We start from the raw sequence: 21032 nt of genomic DNA on the forward strand, positions 1-21032 counted from the left end.
TGGACTCCCCGGCTCCGCGTCTGCGGCGGCTGGTCCGTCCCGAGAACCTCGTGTGGACGGACGGGGCCCAGTCCGACTTCTAGACCGGGAACCCCAGGTCGCCTTCGCCGCCACCCTCTGACCGTCCCCCGCACGTACCACCGCGCGCTCGCCCCGTTCACCTGCACCCCGAAGCAACGAGAGGACCCCATGTCCACCCTGGAGATCATCGAGACCTGCACGCGCATGGCCTGGCACGCCGACCAGCGCGAGTGGGACCGGCTCGAGACCGTGTTCGCCGACGAGGTCACGCTCGACTACACCAGCCTCAACGGCGGCGAGCCGGCCGTGCTGACCCCGCGCCAGATCATCGAGGCGTGGTCGGCCACGCTCGGCGGCTTCGACGCCACCCAGCACCTGGTCACCAACCACCTCGTCGACATCGACGGCGACCGCGCCGTCTGCACCGCCGCGTTCCAGGCCACCCACCGCCTGGCCAACCCGCACGGCTCCCCGCTGTGGACGCTCGGCGGCACCTACCGCTTCGACCTGGTCCACACCACCGGAGGATGGCGGATCACCGGCGTCGTCATGACCGCCACCTGGGCCGACGGCAACCAGAACCTCCCCGCACTCGCCGCCGCCCGCACCTGAGACGCAACACATCCACCGAACCACCGAGAAGCCGCGCGGTCGCGCACAACCGGCCTCAGCCCGTCCACGCTGCGGGCCTCAGGCTCAGTGTGCGCGACCGCGCGCGTCCCAAAGCCGGGCAGCCCCGCTGGCCTCGCGCGGACCACGGCGGGCGCCCTCCTCGCGCAAGAGCCGACCTCCACACGCACGATCGCGGCAAGACGGACTGTTCTCTCGAAAACGGTTGTGATAATCATTATCACGTAAGTCCGTACTCGTCCGGCTCTTGGGAGACCCATGCGTGACGTGCTGCCGTCCTCGCCCGCGATGGTCGACGAGGTAGGCGAGATGGTCGCCGAAGTCCTCGGGCTCGATCCCGCCGCCGTCGACCCCGATACCGCGCTGACCGTGCTCGGCCTGGAGTCGTTCACCGCCGTACGGCTGCGGCGGCGGCTGCGCGACCTGGGCATCGACCTGCCGCTACCAACGTTCCTCGGGCCCGCCACCGTGCGCAGCGTCGCGGCCCGGTCCGGCGGCGAGGAGGACGAGGCCGGAACACCGGCACCGGTCACGGCCGGGGAGACGGAGGAGGAAGGGCCGCAGGCGGCCTTTCCTCTGACGCCGTTGCAGAGCGCGTACTGGATCGGCCGGAATCCGGCGTTCCCGCTGGGCGGAGTGGCCACGTTCTACTACCGCGAGTACGACCGGTGGCCGGGTCCGGCCGGCCCGGAGCACGATCTCGCTCGGCTCGGAGCCGCCTGGAACCGGCTGGTGGCGCACCATCCGATGCTCCGGATGATCGTGGACGCGGAGGGGCGGCAGCACGTGCTGCCCGAGGTCGGCGGCTACGAGATCGCCGTGACCGATCTGCGCGGCGCGGTGGACGCGGACGCCGTGCTGGAGCGGATGCGTCACGAGTGCTCGCACCAGGTGCGCGATCCCGCACGCTGGCCGCTGTTCGACGTGCGCGCGGCCTTCCTGCCGGACGGGCGGACGAGGATCTTCCTGGGCATCGACGTGCTGGCCCTGGACCTGGCCGGCTGGATGCAGATCCTGGCCGAGTGGGGCGAGCTGGTGGTCGATCCGTCGGCGGCGCTTCCCCGGGCCTCCCTGACGTTCGCCGAGGTGATGCGGCGCCGCGCCGCCGATCCTGAGGAGCGAGTGCGGCGCGAGCGGGACCGGGAGTACTGGGCTCGACGGGCCTCCGGCCTGCCGCCGGGCCCTCGCCTGCCGTGGGCCACCGACCTGGCGGAGCTGCGCGGCCACCGGTTCTCCCGGGAGGCCGCCGAGCTCTCCGCCGAGCAGTGGCGGGCGCTGCGGGAGCGTGCGGCCGGGAACGGCCTGAGTCCGACCGGCGTGCTGCTGGCCGCGTTCGGCCTCGTGCTGGACCGGTGGGGCGCGGCGGCGCCGTTCAGCCTGAACACCACGCTGTTCGACCGGCCCGACGATCCGGAGCTGGAGCATCTGGTCGGCGACTTCACCTCGACGATCCTGGTCGAGGTGCCGCGCCCGCAGCCCGCCGAGGGGTTCGGCGAGTTCGCCGAAAGGGTGAACCGGCGCTTCTGGACCGACATGGACCACCGGACCGTGTCGGGAGTCGAGGTCCTGCGCGAGACCGGTGCCACGGACCTGACGCCGTCCCATCCGGTCGTCTTCACCAGCGGGCTCGGCCTGTCCGACCAGGACCGTCCACCGGCCGGGTGGCTGGGCGAGGAGGTCTTCGGCATCTCCCAGACCCCGCAGGTGGCGCTGGACCACATCGTCCACGACGAGGGCGGGCGGCTGCGGATCGCGTGGGACGCGGCGGACGGCGCGTTCGCCGAGGGCCACGTGGCCGGGATGCGCGACGCGCACCTGCGGCTGCTGCGGCGCCTGGCCGACGATCCCGGCGCGTGGACCGATCCGGGGCTCGGCTGGGACCCGGCCTTCCTACCGGACGAGCCCCTGGAACGCCGCCCGTTCGGTGACGCCGGGCCGCTGCTGGACGATCCGCTCCGCCGGGCCGCGGAGAAGCATCCGGGGAACCCGGCCCTCCTGGACGGTGCGCGGGAGGTGACGCACGCCGAACTGGCCGAGCGGGTGGCCCGGATCGGCCGGGAGCTGGCCGGAACGGGCGCCGGGCCGGGCGACCTGGTCGCGGTGGCGTTCGAGAAGGGGATCGAGCAGGTCACGGCACTGCTCGGGGTCGGCGCGAGCGGCGCCGGTTACGTTCCGGTCGAGCCGTCCTGGCCCGCGGCGCGGATCGCGTCGGTGTGCGAGCAGGCCGGGGTGCGCCGGGCCGTGGTCCCCGAGTCCTCGGACGTCATCTGGCCGCCGGGCGTGGACGTGCACCGGCTGCCGGCGTCCGGCTCGCTCGGCGGCGGCGAGGCGGAGCCGCGCGTTCCGGCTCCCGACGAGCTGGCGTACGTCATCTTCACCTCCGGATCGACCGGCCGCCCCAAGGGGGTGGCCATCGAGCACCGGGCGGCCCGCACGACCATCGACGATCTGATCGACCGCTTCCCGGTCGGCCCGGACGACCGGGTGCTGGGGCTGTCGGCGTTCAGCTTCGATCTGTCGGTGCACGACGTCTTCGGCGTCATGGGCACCGGCGCCGGCCTGGTGCTGCCCGATCCGGGGCGGCAGCGCGATCCGGGGCACTGGCTCGATCTGATGGAACGGCACCGCGTCACGGTCTGGAACACCGCGCCCGCGCTGATGGAGATGCTGGTCGAGTACGCCGAGATCGAGCCGGAACGGGCCCGCGCGGTGCTGGCACCGCTGCGGCTGGTGTTCCTGTCGGCCGACTGGATCCCGGTGACGCTGCCGGACCGGATCCGGGCGCTGGCGCCGGACGCGACGCTGGTGAGCCTCGGCGGCGCCACCGAGGGCTCGATCTGGTCGATCTGCTACCCGATCGGCGAGGTCCGCCCGGAGTGGGCGAGCATCCCGTACGGCCGCGCGCTCCGCGGGCAGTCGTTCCACATCCTGGACGAGCGGGGCGGGCCGTGCGCGGTCGGCGAGGTGGGCGAGCTGCACATCGGCGGCGACGGCCTGGCCCGCGGGTACATCGGGGACGAGGAGCAGACGCGCGAGCGGTTCGTCACCCACCCGGTCCTGCGGCGGCGCCTCTACAAGACCGGTGACCTGGGACGGTGGCGGACCGACGGGAACATCGAGTTCCTGGGGCGGCTGGACCGCCAGGTGAAGATCCGCGGGCACCGCATCGAGCTGGGCGAGGTCGAGTCGGCGCTCAACCGCGCGCCCGGTGTCCGCCAGTCGGTGGCGCTGTCGGTCCGCGGCCCCGACGACCGGCCGCGGCTGGTCGCCTACCTCGTGGCGGCCGGAGGCGGGAAGCGGCCGTCGGACGAGGAGCTCATCGTCCATCTGCGCGAGCGGGTGCCGGACTACATGGTGCCCAGCCGCGTCCTCTGGCTGGAGGAGTTCCCGGTCACCGACAACGGGAAGATCGATTACAGGGCGCTGCCCGATCCCTACCGCCGTCCGGCCGAGGAGGCGCCGCCGGACCCGCCGCCCGCCGCCTCCGCGCGGGCCACCGCCCCTGAGGCGGTCACCGCCGTGCCGGCGCCCGCTCCCGCGGGCGACGATCTGGCCGTGCTGCTGGGCCAGGCCGCCGAGCTGGGCCTGGACGTGGCGGTGCGCGTCTCCGGCGGTGCCCTGGCCCCGGTGCGGGCGCTGGCGGCCGCGGGTGAGTGGGCCGCACGTCTGGCCGGCACCGCCGAGCGGCGCGGGCTCTCCCTTCAGCAGCGGTTGCCGATGGACGGGCTGATCGAGCTGAACGTCGTCCCCGGCTCCGCGCCGGTTCCGCCGCCGGTGGTCGCGACCGTGCCGGAGCCCGAACGGGAGCCGGTGTCCCCTCGCGTGCCGGCCTCCGAGCCGGAGCCTCCGGCAGCACCGGATCCGGAGATCGAACGGATCATCGCGCGGACCCTCGGCGAGCTGCTCGACGGTGCCCCCGTAGCGGTCGACACACCGTTCCTCCGCCTGGGCGCGACGTCGCTGACCCTCGTACGAGCGCATGCCCGGCTCGTCGAACGGCTCGACCCCGAACTGTCGGTGGTGGACCTGTTCACCAGGCCGACGGTCCGGGAGCTGGCGGCGTGGATCGCCGGGCGGAGAGGAGGCGGACCCGCGTCCGCCGAGCCCGCACCGCCCTCCGATTCCGCGGCGCGGCGCGCGGACGGCCGGCGCCACGCGCGCCGGCGGGCCGCGGAGGTCGCCCGATGACCTTCACTCCGGACACGACGCCGGCTCATGACCTGTCACCGGACCGGGACACGGTCGTCGCCGTCACCGGCCTGTCCTGCCGCTTCCCGGGCGCCCCGGACGCCGACGCGTTCTGGCGGCTGCTCACCGAGGGGCGCGAGGGTCTCACCCGTCTCACCGACGACGATCTCGCCGAACGCGGCGTGCCCCGGGCGCTGCGCCGCGATCCGGCCTACGTCCCGGTCGCCGGGCTGATCGACGGGCAGGACCTGTTCGATCCCGGGCCGTTCGGGTTCACCGGCGCCGAGGCCGCGCTGCTCGACCCGCAGCACCGCCTCTTCCTCGAGTGCGCCTGGCACGCGCTGGAGCAGGCCGGTCACGGCGGCGGCCGGGGAGCGGGCGCGGTCGGCGTGTTCGCGGGTGCGGCGCAGAGCTCCTACCTGGCCTCCAACCTGTGGGACCGGTGGGACCCGACCGGCGGCGGCGCCGATCCGGCGGGCAGCCTCCAGGCGGCGATCGCGACGCAGACGGACTACCTGCCCTTGCAGACCGCCTACCGGCTGAACCTCACGGGCCCGGCGGTGGCGGTCAACACCACCTGCTCCACCTCGCTGGTGGCCGTGCACATGGCCGTCCAGTCGCTGCTGTCGGGCGAGTGCGACACGGCGCTGGCGGGCGGGGTGTCGCTGATCGTCCCGCAGGGGCGCGGCTATCTGTCCACCCCGGACGGCATCTACTCCGCCGACGGGCGCGTCCGCGCGTTCTCGGCCGAGGGCACCGGCATCGTCTACAGCCAGGGCGTCGGCGTCGTCGTGCTGCGCCGCCTCCGGGAGGCGCTGGAGGACGGCGATCCCGTGCTCGCCGTCGTGCACGGAACGGCGGTGAACAACGACGGCGCGGCCAAGGCCGGGTTCACCGCGCCGTCCGTGCGGGGCCAGGCGCGGGTGCTGGCCGAGGCGCAGGCCGTCGCCGGGATCGGGCCGCGGCGGATCGGGTACGTGGAGGCGCACGGCACCGCCACCAGGATCGGCGATCCGATCGAGGTCGCGGCGCTGCGCAAGGTGTTCGGCGAGACCGGCCCGGCCTGGTGCGGGCTGGGCTCGGTCAAGTCCAACATCGGGCACGCCAACGCCGCCGCCGGGATCGCCTCGTTCATCAAGACCGTGCTGGCGGTGCGCGAGCGGACGCTGCCCGCCTCGCTGCACGCGCGGCCGGTCAACGAGCTGCTCGGGCTCACCGGGTCGCCGTTCGAGGTGGTGACCGAGACGCGGCCGTGGGACGGCCCGCCGCTGGCCGGGATCAGCTCGTTCGGGATCGGCGGCACCAACGCGCACGCGATCGTCGGCCCGGCGCCCGAGCGCGCACCCGCTCCCCCGGACCCGCGCCCGCATCCGATCGTCCTGTCGGCGCACGATCCCGCCGCGCTCCGCGAAGCCGCCGCCGGGCTCGCCGCCCGGGCAGGCGAATCCGACCGCGCCGACCTGGCGCACACGCTGCAGGCCGGGCGCGCGCACCTGCCGTACCGGCTGTCGGCGGTCTCGTACGGCGAGCTCGCCACGGCGGCGCCGGCCGGCCCGGTGACGGAGGCGCCGCGCGTGGTGTTCGCCTTCCCGGGCGGCGGCAGCGCCAGGCCCGGCATGGGCGCCGCGCTGTACGACGCCGAACCGGTCTTCGCCGCCTGCGTGGACGAGTGCGCCGGACTGTTCGGCGACCTCCTCGGGCACGACATCCGCGAGATCGTGCGGGCCGGGGACGCCGAACGCGCTCACGGGCCCGTACACGGGCTGCCCGCCCTGTACGCGGTGTCACTGGCGACCGCGAGGCTGCTGGAGTCGTGGGGCATCGTCCCGGACACGGTGCTTGGGCACAGCCTCGGCGAGTACACCGCGGCGGTCGCCGGCGGCGCGCTGCGCCCCGAGGACGCCGCCCGGCTCATCGCCGCCCGCTCGACCGCGATGGCCGAGGCCGCCGGGGACGGCGCGATGCTGGCCGTACCGCTGCCCGAGGACGCGGCGCGGGACCTGCTGGATCGGCATCCCGACGTCGATCTCGCCGTGGTCAACGCGCCGGACGCGTGCGTGGTGTCCGGGCCGCGCGCCCCGGTGGCGGTGCTGGAGGCCGAACTCCGCGCGGCCGGGCTGGAGCCGTCCCGGCTCCGTTTCGACGGCGCCGCCCACTCGCGCCTGATCGACGGCGCGCTGCCCGCGATGCGGGCCGCCGCGGCCGGACTGGCCGGTCGCTCCCCCGCCGTCCGGACGATCAGCTCGGTGACCGGGCAGGCGGTGAGCACCGAACTCGGCACGGCCGGCCACTGGGTGCGCCAGCTGCGGCAGCCGGTGCGCTTCTCCGACGCCGTCCGCACTGCGATCGAGGGCGAGGGCGCGGCGGGGCCCGCGGTACTGCTCCAGGTGGGGCCGGGCGCGGCTCTGGCCACGCTCGCTCTTGCCCACCGGATGGAGTCGCTGCTCGCCGCCGTTCCCGCGCTGGCCGTGGAGGCCGGTGGCGACGATCTCGCGGCCGCGCACGCCGCGGCCGGGCGACTCTGGGCCCGCGGTGTGGAGGTCGACTTCGCGGCGATGCACCGGCCGGGCCGGCACAGGGTCGCGGCGCCCGGATACGCCTTCCAGCGGCGCCGCTTCTGGATCGACCCGCCGCGCCGCTCGGCCGGGCCGGCGGCCGGAGAGACGCCCGACGAGACCGAACCGCTCCAGATCCCGGTGTGGCACCAGACCGCCCCGCTCCCCTCGCGCGGCACGCTCGACGGCCGCTGGCTCGTCGCCGGTCCGGCCGGTGCCGCGACGGAACGGCTCGCCGCCGCGCTCGCGAAGGCCGGTGCGGACACCACCGTCCTGACCGGGACGGAGGAGGCACCCGACCGTGCTCTCGGCGACTGGACCGGCGCGGTCGTGCTCGCCGGGGACGCCGGAGGCGTGACCGGGGACGTGCTGCGGCACGCCGGCCTGGCCCGGGCCTTCGCCGACGCGGAAAGCACTCCCGGCCTCCTGCTGCTGATCACCCGGGCGGCGCAGCGCGTCGAAGGCGCCGACCGGCCGGAGCCGGGGACGGCGGCCGCGCTGGCGCTGCCGCGCGTCCTCGCCCAGGAGCACCCCGGCCTGCGGTGGCGCGCCCTCGACCTGGACGAGCGCTCCGGCGACACGGTCGCCGTGCTGAACGAACTGGGCGATCTGGCCGCCAGACGGGAACCCGGGATCGAGGCGGCCGTGCGCAGCGGCGTCCGGTGGGTGCGCGGGCTCCGGCCCTGGAGGCCCGGAGTCCCGGACGAGACCCCGGTCCGGCGCGGCGGCGTCGCCCTCATCACGGGCGGGCTCGGCGACGTCGGCCTCACCACCGCCGCGCATCTGGCCCGCCAGGGCATGCGCGTAGTGATCACCTCGCGGAACGGCCCGCCGGCGGACGGGGACAGGGCCGGCTGGCTGCGGCTGCTGGCCGAAGAGGGCCTGGACATCGAGGTGCGGCAGGTGGACGCGGCCGACACGGCGGCGACCGCGGCCCTGGTCACCGAACTGGCCGGACGCGCCCCGATCGATCTGGTCGTGCACGCCGCGGGGGTCGTCGCCTCCGCCGAACTGCGGCCGCTGCGGAACGTCACCGCCGAGCACGTCACCGGGCACGTCGCCGCCAAGGTCGAGGGCGCCATCGCCCTGCACGCGGCACTCGGCGCGCTGCCGCCGGAACGGCGCCCGGAGACGGTGGTGCTGATGTCCTCGGCGGGCACGCTGCTCGGCGGCATCGGCATGGGCCCGTACTGCGCCGCCAACCGCTACCTGGACGCGCTCGCCGAGTCCCTGCCGGCGGAACGGGACGGCGGCCCGCGCTGGGTCAGCGCCGTCTGGGACGCCTGGAAGGTCGGGCCGATGGGCGGCGAGCGCCAGGTGCGGCTGACGTTCGCCCTCGGCGCCGCGACCGGCATGGCCGCCCTCGACCGCATCCTGGCGTCCGGCGGACCCGGCGCGCCTCCGGTGGTGGCGGTCTCGACCACCGACCTGCGCGAACGCGCCGCGACCGCCGCGTACACCGAACCGGCCGCCCCAGGTGACGCCGGCGAAGCCGCGGGACTGACCGCCGGCCAGCGCGCGGTGGCCGAGGTGTGGTCCGACCTGCTCGGCGTCCCCGTGGCCTCTCCCGAGGCCGACTTCTTCGCCCTCGGCGGCCACTCGCTGCTGGCCACCCGGATGCTGACCACGCTGCGCCGGGCGTTCGGCGTCGAGCTGAGACTGCGGGACCTGCTCGCCCGGCCCACGCTCGGCGGCATCACCGAGCTGCTCGCGGGGAACGGAGCGGCGGCACCGGACACCGAGGCGACCGCCCGCCCTCACAGGACCGGCGGCGAGACCGTATCCGAGGAGGACGGGGACAGGGACGAGGACGGCGGCACGTTCCCGATGACCCGCGTCCAGCACGCCTACTGGGTGGGGCGCGGCGGCGGCTACGCGCTCGGCGACGTCGCCTGCCACTTCTACCTGGAGTACGACTGCCCGGACCTGGACGTCGCCAGGTACGAGCACGCCTGGCGCACGGTGATCGAGCGCCATCCGATGCTCCGCACCGTCACCACTCCACGGGGACGGCTGAAGACGCTCGACCACGTTCCCCCGTACCGGATCCGCGTGCACGACCTGACCCGCCTGGACGAGGCCGGGCGGGAGGCGCGGCTGGCCCGGCTGCGCTCCCGGCTCTCCCGCGACCCCGGCCCGTCCGACCGCTGGCCGCTGGTGCACGTGGAGGCGGCGCGGCTGCCCGGCGGCAGGACACGGCTGTTCATCGGCGTGGACGTGCTGGTCTGCGACGCCGGAAGCTACTGGATCATCGACCGCGAGGTCCGGCGCCTCTACGAGGACCCGGACGCGGCGCTTCCCGGGATCGGGGTCGACTTCGCCGCCTGCGCCCGGACGATGGAGGCGCGGCGAGGCGGTGAGGCATGGCGCCGGGCCGCCGGGTACTGGCGGGACCGGCTGGACACGATCCCCGGCCCGCCGCCCCTTCCGGTCGGCTCCCTGGACGGCCCCCCGGTGTTCGCGCGCCGTACCGCCCGGCTCGTCCCCGAGGAGTGGGACGGGCTGCGCGCCGAGGCCGCCCGGCGGGGCACGACGCCGACCGCCGTGCTGCTGGCCGCGTACGCCGAGGCCCTCGCCGGCTGGTCCGGCGGCTCCCACTTCGCGCTGACGCTCACGCTGTTCGACCGGCCGCCGATCCATCCCGACGTGGACGCGGTCGTCGGCGACTTCACCTCGCTGCTGGTCCACGAGGTGGACCACCGCGAGCCGGCCACGTTCGCCGGCCGGGTACGGGCCGTCCACGAGCGCCTCTTCGCCGACCTGGACCACCGGGAGTACTCCGCGCTGGACCTGCTGTCCGAACGCGCCGCCCGTACCGGCGAGGTCGCCTCGATCCCGGTCGTCTTCACCAGCGCACTCGGCCTGGAGGACCTGGTAGGGGGCGAGCCCGACCTGCAATGGGTCGGGGAGCAGGTGCACGCGCTGAGCCAGACACCGCAGGTCTGGCTCGACCACCAGGCGCTCGTCCAGCGCGGCGAGCTGCTGCTGCAATGGGACGCCGTCGACGGGCTGCTGCCCGCCGGCCAGGTCGACCGGGCGTTCGCCGCCTACGCCGACCGGGTGCGGGCCCTGGCCACCGATCCCGCCGCCTGGGACGAGCCGCCCGGCGGGGCCCCGAGCGCCACGGCCGCCACCGGCGCCGTCTCCGTGAACGACGGCGTCCTCGTACCACTGCGGGACGGGACCGGCGACCGCACGCTCTACCTGCTGCACCCGTCCGGCGGCGACGTCATGTGCTACGTCGACCTGTCCGGGCTGGTCGACGAGCGGTACTCCGTCGTCGCGGTCACCGATCCCGGCCTGCTCGGCGACGCCGCGCCCGGCGACCTCACCGGCCTGGCCCGCGCCTACATCGCCGCCATCCGGCGGCGTTCCGGCGGGCCGTACGTGCTGGGCGGCTGGTCGATGGGCGGCAGTCTCGGGCAGGAGGCGGCGCGGCTGCTGGCCGAGGACGGGCAGCGGGTCGAGCTGCTGCTGATGTTCGACGCCAACGACCCGACCTACATCACCCCCATCGACGCGCCCACGCCGGACGCCGCCGAGGCCGAGGCGGCCGTACGGCTGCTGGGCGCGTACGAGGCGTTCGGCGGCGCCGACCTCGGCGCCGGGACCGAGGCGGACCGGGCGAGGCTGCGCGCGCTGGATCCGGACGCCCGGTACGCCGAGATCGCCCGGCGCCTGCGCGGGCACCGGCTGCTGGGCCGCCGCGAGGACGTCCGGGACCGGATCGCCGTGTTCGCCCGGCACCTTCGCGGCCTGGCCGCGCACGCGCCCGGCCGGATCGGCGACCCCCGCGTCCGGACGCTGCTCGTCCGTGCCGACCGCCCCGCCGCCCGCAACTCCGGCATCGGCATGGGCGTGGACGACACCCCGCCCGGCCTGCCCGACCTCGGCTGGAGCCGCCATCTGGCCGGGCCGCTCGACGTCCACGGCCTCGACACCGACCACTACGGCCTGCTGCGCCCGCCCGCACTGCCGGGACTGGCCGCCCTGATCGACCGCGCTCTGCCCCGCTCCTGAGCCCGGCCCCTCCCCCGGTCCAACGACAAGAACGGATCCCACGACCATGAAACGCCTTCGCGCCGGAGCCGGCGTGTTCGCGCTGGGCCTCGCCGTGTCCGCCCTGTCCGCCTGCGGAAGCGGCGACGCCACCACCCCGTCCGCCGGGAAGACGCTGCGCTACGTCACCGTCGGCGCCGCCGCGGCCGCGACCAACGATCCGCACGGCGGCATCCCCAACCAGTCCGACCTGGTCCGCTTCGCGCTGATGTACGACGTGCTGGCCAAGCCCCGCGCGGACGGCACCACCGAGCCGCGGCTGGCCACCTCCATCACTCCCGACGAGAGGCTGACCACCTGGACGGTCAAGCTGCGCTCGGACGCCGCGTTCAGCGACGGCCGCCCGGTCCGCGCCGCCGACGTGCTGTTCTCGCTGCGCCGCATCCACGCCAAGTCCGCCGAGAACTTCGGCCGCTTCACGATGTTCGACGTCGCCGCCTCCAAGGCGGTCGACGATCACACGCTGGAGCTGAGGACCACCGCTCCGTACGCGGAGGTCCCCCGGGCCCTGGAGTCGATCACGTTCGTCGTGCCGGAGGGCACCACGAGCTTCGACAGGCCGCCCGCCGGGTCCGGCCCGTACGCGATGGCCGGCGGCAACCTCCAGAACACCGTGCTGGAGCGCAAGGACAGGTGGTGGGGCGGCCGCCCGCCCACCGAGCGCGTCGAGATCCGCGCCGTGATCGACCCGCAGGCCCGCGCGCAGGCCGTCCTGTCCGGGCAGGCCGACGTCGCCTCCAGCGTCAACCCGGCCACCGCCAGGCAGGCGCAGGGCAACAAAGCCGTGAAGGTGGTGCACCGCTCGGGCGTCGTGATGTACCCGTTCGTGATGCGGCTGGACCGCGAGCCGTTCGACGACCCCCGCGTACGCGAGGCGATCAAGCTCGCCACCGACCGGCAGGAGCTGCTGGACAAGGTCTTCCTCGGCTACGGCAAGGTCGGCGACGACCTGCTCACCCCGAACGACCCCACCAGCCCCACCGGCATCCCGCCGCGCACCCGCGACATCGCCAGGGCCAGGGAGCTGCTCCGGCAGGCCGGGCACGGCGGCGGCCTGAACCTCACACTGGCCACGACCACCTCCTACCCCGGGATGGACACCGCCGCCACGCTGTTCGCCAAGCAGCTCGAACCAGCGGGCATCAAGGTCAAGGTCGTCAACGAGCCGCCCGACACCTACTGGACCAAGGTGTTCGCCAAGCGCGACTTCTACACCGGCTATTTCGGCGGCATCCCGTTCCTGGACGTGGCCCGCGTGTCGCTGCTCAGCTCGGCGCCCACCAACGAGACGGCGTGGAAGCGCCCCGCCTGGGACGAGGCGTACGCCGAGGCCCTCGCCACCGCCGACGCCGGCCGCCGCAAGGCCGCGCTCGGCGACCTCCAGAAACAGATCCGCGACGAGGGCGGCTACGTCGTCTGGGCCACCGGCGACGGGCTCGACCTCACCTCCTCCCGTGTCGCGGACCTGCCGACCGGCCCCGGCTTCGAGAGCCAGTTCATCGAGCGGACCCGGCTGACCTCGTGAGCGCACCGGTGGCCCGGCCGCCGCGCCGTCCCGTACCGGCTCGCACACTGCGGCCCGCGCTGCGGCCCGTGTTGAGGCACATGGTGAGGCTCGTGCTGCGGCCAGTGGCGGTCCTCTTCCTGGTCTCGGTCGCGGTGTTCGGGGCCACCGAACTCCTCCCGTCGGACGCGGCGCAGGCGCGCTCCGGCGGGAGGGCCTCCGCGGCCCAGGAGGCGGCGCTGCGCGCCGAGCTCGGCCTGGACAGGCCCGCCTGGGAGCGCTACGCGAGCTGGGCGGGCGGGCTGCTGCGCGGCGACGCCGGCCGTTCCCTGGTCACGGAACGGCCGGTGAGCGACATCCTCGCCGAGCGCCTGCCCGCCACCCTCGCGCTGGGGGGCTGCGCGCTGGCCATGACGGTGCCGCTCCTGCTCGCGCTCGCCTGGCTCGCCGGAACGGCGGCGCACCGGGACTCCCGCACCGCCGCCCTGAGCGGCGGGCTGATCACCGGGCTGGCGGCGGTACCGCAGGTCGTGTTCGCGGCGGTGCTCGCCGTCCTCTTCGCCGGCCTGCTGCGCTGGCTGCCGCCGGTCTCGCTGCTGCCCGCGGCCGGGTCGCCCCTGGCCGCGCCGGAGATCCTGGTCCTGCCCGCGCTCGCGCTCGCCGTCCCGGCCGCCGCGTACGGCGCGGTGCTCCTCGGCGGAGGCGTGGCGGACACGCTGCGCCGCCCCCACGTGACCGCCGCCGTGGCGCGCGGCGTGCCCCGCCCCCGCGTGGCCGTACGGCACGTCCTGCCGCATCTGGTCGCGCCCGCCGCCCGGGTCCTGGCGCTGGTGGCGGGCGGGCTGCTGGCCTCCACCGCCGTCGTGGAGACGATCTTCGGGTACGGCGGGCTCGGTGAGCTGCTGGCCGGCTCGATCGGCACCCGGGACGTGCCCGTCGTCCAGGCGGTGGCGATGCTTGCGGCGGTGACGGTGGTCGGCGGCCTCCTGCTCGCCGACGCGCTGGCCGCCGTCACCGGTGCCGGGGAGGCCCGATGAGGGTGCCGCCCGCTCGGCCGGCGGCGGCGCGGACGGTCCTCGTGCTGTCGCGGTTCGCGCCGTTCGGTCCCGTGGTGCTGGGGACCGTGGTGCTGGGGACCGTGGTGCTGGGCGCCGCGTTGTTCGGGGGCGCGCTCGCGCCGCACGATCCCGCCGCGTCGATCGGCGCGCCATGGAGCCCGCCCGCCCCCGGGGCGCCGCTGGGGACCGACGACGCCGGGCGCGACGTGCTGTCCCGGCTGCTGGCCGGCGGCCGGGACCTCACGCTGTCGGCGCTCGCGGCGGCACTGGCCGCCGCCGTGGTCGGAACGGCGGGCGGCCTGGCCGCCGGCTGGTCGAGCGGACGAGTCGGCCGGATCCTGACCGGCGCGGCCGACCTGCTGCTGGCCGTGCCGTTCCTGCTGCTGGCGCTGGTGCTGGCCGTCGCGCTGCCGCCGGGCGCGGCGGTGCTCGCCGCGACCGTCTGCGGCGGCGCGCCGCTCGGCCTGCGGGTGATCGGCGACCTGGTCCGGAACGTTCGCGGCTCCGGCTACGTCGAGGCCGCCCTGGGACGCGGCGAACGGGTCCCCTCGATCCTGGTCCGGGAGGTCCTGCCGTCGATCGCCGGGGCCGCGACCGCCGATCTGGTCATGCGGTTCGTCATGGCGCTCCAGATCTCCACCGCGTTCGCCGCGCTCGGCTTCGGCGCCGAGCCGCAGGCCCCCGACTGGGGCGTGATGCTGCGGCAGAACCTCCCCGGCACCGTCCTCAATCCGGCGGCCCTGGCCGCACCGGCCACCGCGCTGGCCCTGCTCGCCGTGACCGCCGCGCTGCTGGCCCGCACCGTGACCAGGCCCGCGACCGGCGACCGCGCGGGACGCCTCCCGGCACCGTCCGGAAGCGGGCAGGGACCCGAACCCGGCCCCGCGCACGCGACCGGCGGGCTGTCGGTGAACGGGCTGGCCGTCCGGGACGCCTCCGGCACGCCGATCGTCGGTCCGCTGACGCTGCACGCCCGGCCAGGCGAGGTGGTCGCGCTCGTCGGGCCGTCCGGCGGGGGCAAGACGACGCTCGTCCGCGCCGTGCTCGGCCTGCTGCCCGCGGGACTCCGGCAGGCCGGCGGCGACCTGCTCTGGCAGAGCGAGCCGGTCCCTCGCGGCCGCGCCGGGCGGCGCTGGCGGCGTAGGCACGTGGCCGTCGTCGAGCAGGACCCGGCGGGCACGCTGGATCCGCTGCAGACGGTGGGAGCGGCCGTCCTCGACGGGCGGCGGCTCCCCGAGGCGAGCGCCCGGACGCTGCTGGCCTCGCTCGGGCTGGACGCCGAACGGCTCTGGAACAGGCGCGCGCACCGGCTCTCCGGCGGCCAGGCCCAGCGGGTGGCGCTCGCCCGCGCGCTCCTGGGCGAACCGGCGCTGCTCGTCCTTGACGAGCCCACCAGCGGGCTGGACCCGGCGGCTCTCGACCGCGTCGAGGAGGCGCTCGCGCGGCGCCGCGCCGGCGGCGGCTCGGTCACCCTCGTCATCTCCCACGACCGCGCCTTCGTCGACCGCGTCGCCGACCGGGTGCACGACCTGGGAGCGCCGGCCGTCGCGCCCTTCCACGCCGCCGATCACACGGGGCGGTCCGGCGATCCGGTGCTGGAGGCGAGCGGGCTCGTCCTGCGCCGTGGGCCCGACCTCCTGCTGGCCGGCGGGGAACTCGACGTGGCGCGCGGCGAGCTGGTCGCGGTCACGGGTGCCTCCGGCTGCGGCAAGACCACGCTGCTGCGCGCGCTCGCGGGCCTGGGCCCGCCGGCCGGCGGCCGGGCATGCCTGAACGGCCGTCCCCTGCCCTGGCGGCTGGCCGACCGGGACCGCGGCGCTCTGGGCGCGGTCCAGCTCGTCGCGCAGGACCCGGCCGGAGCGCTGAATCCAGCGCACCGCGCGGGCACGGCCCTCGCCCGCGCGCTGGTCCGCGCGGGCGGAACGACTCGGGAGCAGGCCCGCGCGGAGGTCCCCGGGCTGCTCCGCAGGGTGGGCCTCGATCCGGCCCTGGCCGCCCGGCGGCCCGGCGAGCTGTCCGGCGGCCAGCGCCAGCGGATCGCGATCGCCCGCGCGCTCGCCACCCGGCCCGCGCTGCTGCTCGCCGACGAGATCACCTCCGCGCTGGACGCCGCGTCCGCCGCCGGCGTCCTGCGGTTGCTGGCCGCGCTGCGGGCCGAGGGCCTGGCGGTGCTGCTGGTGACGCACGACGCGACCGTGGCCGCGAGCGCGGACCGCGTCCTGCGCCTGCATGACGGCACCCTGCACGGCAGCGACCCGCACGAACGCATCCCGTCCCGATTGGAGAGCAATGACCGTGCCTGACGTCCCCGCCCTGCTCGACGCGCACCCCTGGATCGAAGGCGCCCGGCTCGACGGCGACGGCCGGACGGTACGGATCCGCCCGGCCCCGTCCGCGCTCGCCGTACGGCCCGCGCCCGGCGGGCTGGTCGGGGAGTTCCTCGACCACTGGAGCGAGGTCTACGACTGGACGTACACCAAGGGCGAGGCCCGCCACGCCGACGACCTGGACCTGTCCGGCTGGCGCGCCTCCGGCGGCGGCGAGCCGTTCCCGCCGGACCACATGCGCGAATGGGCCGGGCACACCGCCGAGCTGATCCTCGCTCATGCCCCGCGCCACGTCCTGGAGCCGGGCTGCGGCACCGGCCTGCTCATGCACCGGCTGCGCGGCCACGTGGCCGGGTACGTGGGCACCGATGTCGCCGAGGCCGCGGTGGACCGGTTGGGCACCGGCGCTAGCCCGCACACCGCCTTCGTACGGGCGGCCGCGCACCAGCTCGCGGCACCGCAGGTCCGCGCGGCCATGGAGCGTCTCCGGTTCCCCGGCGCGCGGCCCGACTTCGTCGTGCTCAACTCGGTGACCCAGTGCTTCCCGAACGCCGCGTACCTGGAGACCGTCCTGCGCGACGCGCTCGCGACCGTCGCCCCGGGCGGGACGATCCTGATCGGTGACGTGCGTGACTCCCGGCTGCTCCCCGCGTTCTGCCGCTGGATCGAGGAGCGGTCGGCGCCGGAGGCGGCCCCGGAGGAACTGGACCTCCGGGCGGCCGAACGCGCCGGGCGCGAGGCCGAGTTCCTGTTCGATCCGCCGCTCCTGGCCGGCCTGGCCGCACGCGCCGGCGCGGAGACCGGGCGGCGGGTGCGGATGAGCGTCCATCCCAAGACCATGCGCGCCGACACCGAGCTCACCCGCTACCGGTTCGACGCGATCCTCCGCGTGGACGCCCCCGCCGCGCCCGAGCCCGAGCAGGTGAGCTGGGACGGCCTCGCCGCGGACCGCATCGGCGCCTTGCCCGGCCTGCTCAAGCGCGGCCCGGTGCGCGTGCACGGCATCCCGTTCGCGCCCCTGTCGGACGATCCCGGCGCGGTCACCGCCGCCCGGCTCCGGGACATCATCGCCACGGACGCCGCGATCGTCGCCGATCCGCACGACCCGGCGCGCCTCGCGGTGGTGTCCCCCGCCGCTTCGGCCGCCGTCCCCGTCGAGGAGGTCGCGCCGCACCCGGCCACCGCGCACGAGCCGTTCGCCGCCTTCGTCGACCGCCGCCTCACCGAGGCCGCAGGAGCGATCCTTCGCAGGGCCGGTACCAGGGCGACCGTGATCGTCGACCGGCCGGAGCCCGCGGAGACGGGCCTGCCGGCGCGCGCGGCCGGAGCCGCCGCCGCGGCGGGGACGGACGCGGTCGGGTTGACGGCCTTCCTGCGGCGGCTCGACGAGGTCGCGCTCATGGCGATGTGCGCCGCGCTGCGCCCGGCGGCCTCGGCGCGGCAGGACGGGCCCGGAGGATTCACGGCGGCGGAGATCGCCGCCGATCTCCGCGTCGCCGCGCGGCATCGCTGGCTCCTGCGCCGATGGCTCGCCGCCCTGGTCCGGGCAGGGCACCTCGCACCGCTCGGCGGCGAACGGTACGGCCGGCTGCGGCACGTGACCCGGGCGCGGGTCGCCACCGCCGCCCGCGGGCTGGCGGACGAGGGCGAGCGGGCCGGCTACCCGGCGGAGACGACGGCGTTCATGCTCTCGGCGATGGCCCGCCTCCCCGAACTCCTCCGCGACGAGGTACAGGTGCAGCAGTTGCTGTTCGGCGGGGACGGCGCCACGGCCGCCGACGGCGCGTACCGCGAGAACGGCGTGAACCGCCACCTCAACGCCGCGGTGGGCGAGGTGCTGCGGTGGACGGCCGGCGAACGGGGGCGCGACGGCGGCCCGCTGCGGGTGCTGGAGCTGGGCGCGGGCGTCGGCGGCACCACGACCGGGGCGCTGGCCGCACTGGCCGGCGCGGAGATCGACTACCTGTTCACCGACGTCTCGCGCTACTTCCTGTCGCTGGGGCGCGAGCGGTTCGGCGACAAGTCCGGGGTGCGGTTCGCGATGTTCGACATCAACGGCGATCCCGCGCGGCAGGGCGTGGACGCCGGATCGCTGGACGTGGTGCTGTCGGCGAACGTGCTGCACAACGCCCGCCATGCCGCGGAAATGCTCGCCGGCCTGGGACGGCTCCTCAGGCCGGGCGGGCTGTTCGTGTTCGTCGAGACCGTGCGGGAGATGCCGGCGATCCTGGCGTCGATGCAGTTCCTCATGTCGGCCGCGCCGGGGGCCGGGCGGCTCGATCCCGCCGACCCCCGAGCCGCCGGGGACCGCGTCTTCCTCACCGCCGCCGAATGGGAGGGGCTGCTGGCGCGAAGCGGGCTGCGCCCCTGGTTCCGGCTCCCCGCCGAGGATCACCTTTTGGCCGGTGCGGGGCTGCGCCTGTTCGCTGCCCGCCGCGAGCTCCGGTGAGGGACGCCGGAGACGCCGGTGGCCGGGTGCGCGGACCCGGCCACCGGCCCATGGCCTCAGGCTCCGGAATCCTCCAGGCCGGAGCGGAACAGGTCGCCGTCCATCCACAGCGCCGCGCGCACGCCGTCGGCCGCGCCCAGCGAGACCAGCGTCGCGGCGTCCGGCACGGCCGGGAGCTTGGCGGTGTCCCCCGCAGCGGCGACGCCCGGCACGGTCGTCTCCTGCAGCTCGTTGACGCGGACGGTGCCGTCGTCGAGGATCTCGCAGCCGAGCCGCGCCGCCAGCTCGGAGTGCTGCCGGGTCGGGGCCCGGTGGTAGATCGCCTGGCGTTCCAGCACCCGTCCGCCGGCGAAGTGCAGCCGCAGGCCGTCCAGCTCCCCGGCGATCTCGGTGATCGGCTCGGAGATCACCTCGATGCCGCGCTCGGCGAGCCGTCCGGCGATCTCCTCGGGGAGGTCGAGCGGGCCGTGCGTGCACAGGACGACGTCGTCGCTGAAGCGGTCGGCGACGTAGAGGGCGAGCATCGCCTCCTGCGGCACGGAGGTGACGACGGCCAGGGTCTTCCCGCCGGTCTCCCAGCCGTGGCAGAACGGGCAGTGGAAGACGCTGCGGCCGAACCGCTCCGGCAGGCCGGGGATGTCGTACGGCTCGTCGACCTGCCCGGTGGCCAGCACCAGCCGCCGGGCCCGTTCCGTGGTCCCGTCGGCGAGTTCGACGGTGAAGTCGCCCTTGGTTCCGCGCGCGTCCAGGACGCTTCCGGGGCGGATCTCCACCGAGGGGTACGCGGCCAGCTCCTCCCTGCCGAGTTCCAGCAGCCGGTGCGGCGGGAAGCCGTCCCGGCTCAGGTACATGTGCATCTCCGAGGCGGGCGCGTTGCGGACCTTCCCGCCGTCGACGACCAGCACCTTGCGGCGCTGGCGCCCGAACACCAGGGCGGCGCTGAGTCCGGCGGGCCCGCCGCCGATCACGATCACGTCATGCATCTGCGTCTCCAGTCGGTCGTGCCGGGTCGTGTCCAAAGAAGGGATCGAAGGTGATCGAGGAAGGCGGCGGCGCGCTGCGCCGCTTCGAGCCGCGACCGGGCGCCGCGCTGCGGCTGTTCTGCTTCCCGCACGGCGGGGGCGGGGCGAGCGCCTACGCGGACTGGGCCGGGGCGCTGCCGCCGACCGTCGAGCCGGTCGCGGTGCAGTACCCCGGCCGCGAGGACCGGCTGGGCGAGCCCGTACCGCCGGACATGGACGGGCTGGCCGGCGCGCTCGCCGACGACATCGCGCCCTTCACCGGCCGCCCGTACGCGCTGTTCGGGCACAGCATGGGCGCCACCGTCGCCTACGAGGTCGCCCAGCGTCTCCGGGCCCGGGGCGCCCGCCCGCCGGCGCACCTGGTGGCCTCCGCGCGGGAGGCGCCGCACGACGAGCGGGGCGGCGACGTGCACCGCGGGGACGACGAGGACCTGCGCGCCGAGCTGGCGCGGCTGGGCGCCACGCCGCCCGAGGTGCTGCGCGACCCGGCGCTCCGGACGATGATCTTCGGGTACGTCCGGGCCGACTACCGGATCATCGAGACGTACCGGGCACGGCCGCTGCCGCCGCTGGACTGCCCGGTCACGATGTTCCTGGGAGACCGGGACCCCGACCTGGCGCCCGCCGAGGCCCTGGGCTGGCGGCGGGCCACCCGCGCCCGGGCGGAGCTGCGGCTGTTCCCCGGCGGCCACTTCTACCTGGTGCCGCAGCGGGCCGCCGTGCTGGCGGCTCTGCGGCGGATCCTGTCCGGGCACGGCACCCGCTGACCGGAGGTCCGTCTCGCAGAGACCCCGGCCGTCGCGCGAGCGCGCGCCCGTACGGGCACGATCAGGATGCGAGGCGCCAGGCGGGGGTCCTGTGCCGGGCCTGAGGAACACGGCCTAGCGTCGCCAGACGTGCAGGCCGGGCGGGGCGGCCGGCGCGGGCTCCAGGCCGGCGGCCGTCAGTTCGGCGGCGAGGGTCTCGTCGGGGATGACGTGGCAGTCGAACTCGGCGGTCTCCTCGCGGACGAGGCGGTCGCCTGCCAGGGTGCGGTAGGTGTTGATCCAGCGGATCATCCCGTCGCCGACGACCTCGGCGCGCGAGCGCGCCCCGGCCACCGCCGACCAGTGCTCCCTGGGAATGATCAGGTCGTAGTACGGGGCGTTGACCGCGTAGCCCTCCCCGCGTTCCGCCCGCGCGGCCTCGCCAACGGCGGTATCGGTCATGGTCGGCACCC

At 75.8% G+C, this 21032-nt stretch carries 10 protein-coding genes; 8 read left to right on the forward strand and 2 right to left on the reverse strand.

The window, feature by feature from the left end:
- Positions 1-189 precede the first annotated feature (189 nt).
- The 7 genes from ACA361_RS07430 (at position 190) to ACA361_RS07460 (ending at position 18791) form a co-directional block, all read left to right on the forward strand.
- Positions 190-633, forward strand: coding sequence for a nuclear transport factor 2 family protein (locus tag ACA361_RS07430; protein WP_375011067.1), 444 nt, complete (start codon positions 190-192; stop codon positions 631-633).
- 276 nt (positions 634-909) lie between these two features.
- Positions 910-4839, forward strand: coding sequence for an amino acid adenylation domain-containing protein (locus ACA361_RS07435; RefSeq protein ID WP_375011068.1), 3930 nt, complete (start codon positions 910-912; stop codon positions 4837-4839).
- Positions 4836-11414 (forward strand): SDR family NAD(P)-dependent oxidoreductase, encoded by a 6579-nt coding sequence (locus tag ACA361_RS07440; protein ID WP_375011069.1) that lies wholly within the window; start codon positions 4836-4838, stop codon positions 11412-11414. The genes ACA361_RS07435 and ACA361_RS07440 overlap by 4 nt, the downstream gene beginning before the upstream one ends.
- Before the next feature lie 46 nt (positions 11415-11460).
- A complete protein-coding gene (locus ACA361_RS07445) occupies positions 11461-12978 on the forward strand; it encodes an ABC transporter substrate-binding protein (RefSeq protein WP_375011070.1) in 1518 nt (505 codons plus the stop codon).
- Between the two features lie 68 nt (positions 12979-13046).
- Complete coding sequence (locus ACA361_RS07450; protein ID WP_375011982.1) at positions 13047-13994, forward strand: ABC transporter permease; 948 nt, start codon at positions 13047-13049, stop codon at positions 13992-13994.
- Positions 13991-16318, forward strand: coding sequence for an ATP-binding cassette domain-containing protein (locus ACA361_RS07455; RefSeq protein ID WP_375011071.1), 2328 nt, complete (start codon positions 13991-13993; stop codon positions 16316-16318). Before ACA361_RS07450 ends, ACA361_RS07455 begins: the two co-directional genes overlap by 4 nt.
- Positions 16305-18791, forward strand: a complete 2487-nt coding sequence (locus tag ACA361_RS07460) for a methyltransferase (RefSeq protein ID WP_375011072.1) — start codon at positions 16305-16307, stop codon at positions 18789-18791. The genes ACA361_RS07455 and ACA361_RS07460 overlap by 14 nt, the downstream gene beginning before the upstream one ends.
- A 56-nt stretch (positions 18792-18847) precedes the next feature.
- Here ACA361_RS07460 and ACA361_RS07465 read toward each other — a convergent pair whose 3' ends face one another.
- On the reverse strand, positions 18848-19774 hold the full coding sequence (locus tag ACA361_RS07465) for an NAD(P)/FAD-dependent oxidoreductase (protein WP_375011073.1): 927 nt from the start codon (positions 19772-19774) through the stop codon (positions 18848-18850).
- Positions 19775-19824: 50 nt separating this feature from the next.
- Here ACA361_RS07465 and ACA361_RS07470 point away from each other — a divergent pair, with 50 nt between their 5' ends.
- Entirely contained in the window at positions 19825-20580 is a 756-nt protein-coding gene (locus tag ACA361_RS07470) for a thioesterase II family protein (RefSeq protein ID WP_375011074.1), read from the forward strand.
- Between the two features lie 114 nt (positions 20581-20694).
- Here the strand turns inward: ACA361_RS07470 and ACA361_RS07475 are convergent, their stop codons facing one another.
- On the reverse strand, positions 20695-21021 hold the full coding sequence (locus ACA361_RS07475) for a hypothetical protein (RefSeq protein WP_375011075.1): 327 nt from the start codon (positions 21019-21021) through the stop codon (positions 20695-20697).
- Between the last annotated feature and the right edge of the window lie 11 nt (positions 21022-21032).

Source organism: Actinomadura sp. 21ATH, assembly GCF_041951345.1.
GTDB lineage: Bacteria > Actinomycetota > Actinomycetes > Streptosporangiales > Streptosporangiaceae > Spirillospora.

Bases quoted from the DNA above. Each gene is read 5' to 3' on its own strand.
- ACA361_RS07430 (WP_375011067.1), top strand. From the start codon at position 190: ATGTCCACCCTGGAGATCATCGAGACCTGCACGCGCATGGCCTGGCAC.
- ACA361_RS07435 (WP_375011068.1), top strand. From the start codon at position 910: ATGCGTGACGTGCTGCCGTCCTCGCCCGCGATGGTCGACGAGGTAGGC.
- ACA361_RS07440 (WP_375011069.1), top strand. From the start codon at position 4,836: ATGACCTTCACTCCGGACACGACGCCGGCTCATGACCTGTCACCGGAC.
- ACA361_RS07445 (WP_375011070.1), top strand. From the start codon at position 11,461: ATGAAACGCCTTCGCGCCGGAGCCGGCGTGTTCGCGCTGGGCCTCGCC.
- ACA361_RS07455 (WP_375011071.1), top strand. From the start codon at position 13,991: ATGAGGGTGCCGCCCGCTCGGCCGGCGGCGGCGCGGACGGTCCTCGTG.
- ACA361_RS07460 (WP_375011072.1), top strand. From the start codon at position 16,305: ATGACCGTGCCTGACGTCCCCGCCCTGCTCGACGCGCACCCCTGGATC.
- ACA361_RS07465 (WP_375011073.1), bottom strand. From the start codon at position 19,774: ATGCATGACGTGATCGTGATCGGCGGCGGGCCCGCCGGACTCAGCGCC.
- ACA361_RS07475 (WP_375011075.1), bottom strand. From the start codon at position 21,021: ATGACCGATACCGCCGTTGGCGAGGCCGCGCGGGCGGAACGCGGGGAG.